The sequence below is a fragment of the Flavobacterium sp. GNP010 genome (assembly GCF_056428945.1).
In genome coordinates this window covers 1-5,174 of sequence record NZ_JBWJVK010000073.1, presented here as the reverse complement: position 1 = coordinate 5,174, position 5,174 = coordinate 1, and the positions used below count along the sequence as shown (strand labels likewise).

The window sequence follows — 5,174 nt, the reverse complement described above, 5'->3', positions numbered from 1 at the left end:
AAGGGGATTGATGCGGTTATTGAATCTACCGTTCTCACATTTATTCAAATAATAGTTAACACAATTGGTATCGGCTGGATGCTCTATTATTTCTATCCAGCACACCATCGTTTTTACGGAGAAAAACGCGTGGTATCCTTTATTAAAACTAGCGTGCTGTTTTTCATAAACGTCATCATAATTATATTACTTTTATCATTATATGTTATTTACACCTTTATCAATTTACATTAAAAAATCATGAAAAAAATTTCTTTACTAGGTATACTTATCGTTTTAACGAGTAGCTGTACCTCACAAAAAATCAGTACCGCAGTTACTGAACCTACAAAATACATGAATACCATTACCGCAGATGAATTAAAAACTCACTTGTATATTGTAGCTGCAGACGAGATGGAAGGTCGCGAAACCGGTTCAGCAGGACAAAAAAAAGCAGGTGTTTACCTTATTGATCAATACAAGAAAAACGGCATTCCCTATCCTACTATTGCCGCTGACTATTATCAAAAAATTCCAGCTGCATTCCTAAATGCCAAGTACAATGAGAACCTGCCCGATTCTGAAAATATTTGGGCCTTTATCGAAGGTTCAGAAAAACCAAATGAAATATTGGTAATTTCTGCGCACTACGATCACGTGGGAGCACGTAATGGAGAAATTTATAATGGTGCAGATGATGATGGTTCTGGAACAGTGGCATTATTAGAAATTGCACAAGCATTCCAAATGGCGAAAAAAGCAGGAAATGGTCCTAAAAGATCTATCCTTTTTCTTCATGTTACTGGCGAAGAACACGGCTTACATGGTTCTCGTTATTATTCTGAAAATCCACTGTTTCCCATTGCCAATACTATAACTGATATTAATATCGATATGATAGGCCGCCGTGATGAAGCACATGCTGGAAGTAACAACTACGTTTATGTAATTGGCGCAGACCGTCTGTCAACAGATTTAGATGCTATTTGTACTACTGCAAACGCCACTTACACTAAACTAGATTTAGATTACAGGTTCAATGATCCTAAAGATCCAAACCATTTCTATGAGCGTTCTGATCATTATAACTTTGCTAAATTAGGAATACCATCTGTTTTTCTTTTTAATGGCGTTCATGCTGATTATCATAAACCTACGGACAGTCCAGACAAAATAGAGTATGATGCTTTGGCTAAAAGAACACAATTTGCATTTGTAACTGCCTGGGAACTGGCCAATCGAGAAAACAGACCTGTAGTAGATAAAAAATAATACACACAAAAGCATTTCCTAAATTTCAATGGAGATGTATTTAAGCTAAGAAGTCTCAAATTCTTCCAATAAAATCGAGAGAATTTGAGACTTTTTTTTGAAAAGCTATTGCGAGCCTATAATAATAGTTTCAAAATATAATGTACCACGATTAAATCCACAAAAAAACCCCAATACGGGGCTTCTCATATTTTATTCTTCTACTTCGTCTGTACCATGGGATTTTGAATAGCCTCGCCATTTCTCGATGCAATCCTGTAAATCCTGCGGAAGTTCTGTGTCAAAACGCATCATTTCACCAGTTGTAGGATGCACAAACCCTAACGTTTTGGCGTGTAAAGCTTGTCTTGGTAACGCTTTGAAACAGTTGTCTATAAACTGTTTGTATTTGGTAAACGTAGTTCCTTTCAAAATCAAATGACCACCATAGCGCTCATCATTAAATAATGGATGTCCTATGTGTTTTAAGTGTGCACGAATCTGGTGTGTTCTACCGGTTTCTAGTTGGCACGAAATCAACGTTACATACCCAAAACGCTCTAAAACTTTATAATGGGTTATTGCTGGTTTACCTATTTCAGGGTCAGCAAAAACCGCCATTTGCATGCGATCTTTCAAGTGTCTTGCTAAGTTGCCTTCAATAGTTCCTTTATCCTCAACTACATTTCCCCAAACCAAAGCTACATATTCTCTTTCCGAAGTTTTGGCTTCAAATTGCTTAGCTAGATGTGTCATCGCTGCTTCGGTTTTAGCGATCACTAATAAACCCGAAGTATCCTTATCAATTCTATGAACTAGCCCAGGACGTTCGCTGCTGTTCATTGGCAAATTATCAAAATGATAGGCCAATGCATGTACCAAGGTTCCAGTATAATTCCCGTGACCAGGATGAACCACCATTCCTGGCAATTTGTTAATCAATAAAAGGGTATCATCTTCATACACAATATCAAGCGGTATATTCTCCGGAATAATATGGTTTTCGTATGGAGGATGGGTAAGCATCACGCGAACCACATCATTGGCTTTTACCTTGTAATTCGATTTTACCGTAGCATCGTTTACAAAAATATTTCCTTCGGTTGCTGCAGTTTGTATTTTATTGCGAGTCGCGTTTTGTATCAGGCTCATCAAGTATTTATCAATTCGCAAGGATGCTTGGCCTTTGGGAACTTCAAATCTAAAATGTTCAAATAACTCGTCTTCTAAATCTATTGTATCTATATTATTGTTCATCAACTGGTGTTTCTTCTATTGGAGCAGCCAGAGTATCTGCTGCAGTTTCTTCTTCTTCATAACTCATTTTTCCATCGCCTAAAACCAAATCAATTTTAGATGATTTCAAAACACGGTCTCCTACTTTTAGATTTCTCCCTTTAAAACGCATTTCCAGAACCATATCCTTTCCTAAGTTAGGAACATACGTAATAGTACCCTCCTCAAGTCCTAATGCTTTCAGTGTAGGAACCGCTTCACGATACGTTTTTTCGATTAAATCAGGAACTCGTACAGATGAAAAACCTGACGTATTTATTTTAATGTAAATTTTTCGACCCACTTTAACCATAGTCCCTGGTGACGGATCTTGTTCCACAACACTATACTGCGGAAAATCGCTTCTATAATCCACACTATCCAAAAGGACATAATCTAAATCCATTTCATCTAGCTTTTCCTCCACTTGCTCTTCAGTCAATTTACTTAAGTTTGGAACCGCAATTTCGTGACCATGATCCGTTGTAAACGTCAGCCAATGCATAAACAAATACCCCAAAGCCGCAATGATGGTTATTGCAATTAACATTTGTATAAGAAAAACACGACTAGTTAGGTACTTACGTAAACTCATAAATTTATTTTTATATGTGGCAAAGATAAAGCTATTTCGTTTCAAAAAAAATGATAATTTTGTTTAATAGTTTTTAGGATTAGTACTGATGATTTTCAGGAGCTATTTCCCGCTATTCGCTTATATCTTTGCTTTTTTAAAGAAAAAAAAGAAAGGATATCGCTGCTATCGGGGCTAAAAACAAATCGTTTTCACAACAATTATCCTATAAAAAATGAAAAATATAGCCATCATCATGGGCGGATATTCCAGCGAGTATAAAATCTCACTTATCAGCGGAAACGTCGTCTATCAATTTCTGGACAAAACAAAATACAACGGATTCCGAATTCATATTTTTAAAGAAAAATGGGTCTATGTTGATGCTAATGACGCTGAATTCCCTATCGATAAAAATGATTTTTCTGTAACCGTTAATGGAAACAAAATCACTTTCGACTGTGTTTTCAATGCCATTCACGGAACACCAGGAGAAGACGGATTGATGCAAGCGTATTTCGAATTATTGCATATTCCGCAAACATCCTGCGATTATTACCAAGCCGCATTAACGTTCAACAAACGTGATTTATTATCCGTTTTAAAACCATACGGAATAAAAACCGCAACATCTTATTACTTAAACAAAGGCGACGCCATCAATACAGACGAAATTGTCGCTAAAGTTGGTTTGCCTTGTTTTGTAAAACCCAATAAAGCCGGTTCTAGTTTCGGAATTTCAAAAGTAAAAACTGTTGTCGAATTGCCAATCGCGATAGAAGTCGCTTACAAAGAAGACAATGAAATCATTATAGAAAGTTTCCTTGACGGCACCGAAGTTTCTGTGGGAGTGATCAATTATAAAGGAACTGTAACTGTACTTCCAATAACTGAAATTGTTTCTGATAATGATTTCTTCGATTATGAGGCCAAATATTTGGGTAAATCTCAGGAAATCACACCGGCAAGAATCTCAGACGAAATTACCCAAAAAGTGAGCGAAATAGCCAAACGCGCTTACGAAGTACTCAAAATGAAAGGCTTCTCTAGAAGCGAATTTATATTGGTAAACGGAGAACCACACATGCTGGAAATGAATACTATTCCAGGATTAACAACAGAAAGTTTGATTCCGCAACAAGCCAAAGCCGCTGGCATTGCACTGGAGGATTTGTTTACTAATGCGATAGAATTGTCTTTGCACGAATAACTGATTATTTCGTTAACTTTGTATAAAACAAAATTCTCATGATCGATTACAAACAATATATCGCAATAAATTCAGAAGTTCGATTTGGTAAACCAACAATAATTGGAACCAGAATTACAGTTTTTGATGTTTTAAATTGGCTGGCAAACGGAATGACAACGAATGAAATCATCGAAGACTTTCCGGAACTTGATGAAAATCAAATCAAAGCTTGTCTTGCTTACGCAGCCGATAGAGAACACAAAATTCAAATCGCATCGTGAGTTTATTGTTTGACCAAAATATTTCTTTTAGAATTATCTCTAAAATTGAAGAAAATTTCCCTAACTCAAAACAAGTCAGACAACTCGGAATTGAAAATTATTCCGATATTGAAATATGGAAGTATGCCAAAGAAAACAAATTTACTATTGTAACTTTTGATGCCGATTTTTTTGATTTATCCAATTTTAAAGGTTTTCCACCAAAAATAATTTGGTTGCGTTTTGGAAATACCAAAACTGATTTTCTGGCAGATCTATTAAATTCAAAAAATCTGCTGATCAAAGATTTTATAAATGCAGATGAATATTCGCAAATAGCCTGTTTGGAGGTTAGCAATTAAATTTTAGTTATGACAGAAATCTTTGAATGGAACCGATTATTATACAATGACTTACCAGAATCATTTCTTTTAGAAGTCATTTTCCGTTCTACCATAATGTTTACCGTTTTATTGCTGACATTAAAAGTAGCTGGAAAACGTGGCGTGAAGCAATTATCTGTTTTTGAAACAGTTATCATTATTGCTTTAGGATCTGCAGCCGGAGATCCCATGTTTTATGAAGAAGTTGGTATCATCCCTCCTATAACCGTATTTCTAGTTATCATACTTTTGTACCG

Annotated in this window: 7 protein-coding genes and 1 pseudogene; 6 read left to right on the top strand and 2 right to left on the bottom strand. The window is 35.9% G+C overall.

Translation table 11 applies throughout. The annotated features are described in order from the left end of the window. Window positions 1-234: pseudogene (locus tag AC061C_RS15205) on the top strand (DUF3667 domain-containing protein); the annotation flags it as partial. Between the two features lie 6 nt (window positions 235-240). Further along, entirely contained in the window at window positions 241-1,254 is a 1,014-nt protein-coding gene (locus tag AC061C_RS15200; RefSeq protein ID WP_478291873.1) for a M28 family peptidase, read from the top strand. A 192-nt stretch (window positions 1,255-1,446) separates the two neighbouring features. Here AC061C_RS15200 and AC061C_RS15195 read toward each other — a convergent pair whose 3' ends face one another. Both AC061C_RS15195 and AC061C_RS15190 read right to left on the bottom strand, forming a co-directional pair. Beyond that, window positions 1,447-2,490: an RluA family pseudouridine synthase gene (locus AC061C_RS15195; protein WP_478291872.1), complete on the bottom strand. Its 1,044-nt coding sequence runs from the start codon at window positions 2,488-2,490 to the stop codon at window positions 1,447-1,449. Next, a complete protein-coding gene (locus AC061C_RS15190; RefSeq protein WP_478291871.1) occupies window positions 2,480-3,103 on the bottom strand; it encodes a PASTA domain-containing protein in 624 nt (207 codons plus the stop codon). Before AC061C_RS15190 ends, AC061C_RS15195 begins: the two co-directional genes overlap by 11 nt. 214 nt (window positions 3,104-3,317) lie before the next feature. Here AC061C_RS15190 and AC061C_RS15185 point away from each other — a divergent pair, with 214 nt between their 5' ends. From AC061C_RS15185 to AC061C_RS15170, 4 genes are all read left to right on the top strand, one after another. After that, complete coding sequence (locus tag AC061C_RS15185; protein ID WP_478291870.1) at window positions 3,318-4,292, top strand: D-alanine--D-alanine ligase; 975 nt, start codon at window positions 3,318-3,320, stop codon at window positions 4,290-4,292. 38 nt (window positions 4,293-4,330) lie between these two features. Further along, window positions 4,331-4,555 (top strand): DUF433 domain-containing protein, encoded by a 225-nt coding sequence (locus AC061C_RS15180; RefSeq protein WP_417970856.1) that lies wholly within the window; start codon window positions 4,331-4,333, stop codon window positions 4,553-4,555. Continuing rightward, a complete protein-coding gene (locus AC061C_RS15175) occupies window positions 4,552-4,896 on the top strand; it encodes a DUF5615 family PIN-like protein (protein ID WP_478291869.1) in 345 nt (114 codons plus the stop codon). The genes AC061C_RS15180 and AC061C_RS15175 overlap by 4 nt, the downstream gene beginning before the upstream one ends. A 9-nt stretch (window positions 4,897-4,905) precedes the next feature. Continuing rightward, the coding region (locus AC061C_RS15170) for a DUF421 domain-containing protein (protein WP_478291868.1) at window positions 4,906-5,174 on the top strand (269 nt) is incomplete at its 3' end.

Excerpts from the sequence above, each read along its gene's own strand:
- AC061C_RS15200 (WP_478291873.1), top strand. The coding sequence starts at position 241 with ATGAAAAAAATTTCTTTACTAGGTATACTTATCGTTTTAACGAGTAGC.
- AC061C_RS15195 (WP_478291872.1), bottom strand. The coding sequence starts at position 2,490 with ATGAACAATAATATAGATACAATAGATTTAGAAGACGAGTTATTTGAA.
- AC061C_RS15190 (WP_478291871.1), bottom strand. The coding sequence starts at position 3,103 with ATGAGTTTACGTAAGTACCTAACTAGTCGTGTTTTTCTTATACAAATG.
- AC061C_RS15185 (WP_478291870.1), top strand. The coding sequence starts at position 3,318 with ATGAAAAATATAGCCATCATCATGGGCGGATATTCCAGCGAGTATAAA.
- AC061C_RS15180 (WP_417970856.1), top strand. The coding sequence starts at position 4,331 with ATGATCGATTACAAACAATATATCGCAATAAATTCAGAAGTTCGATTT.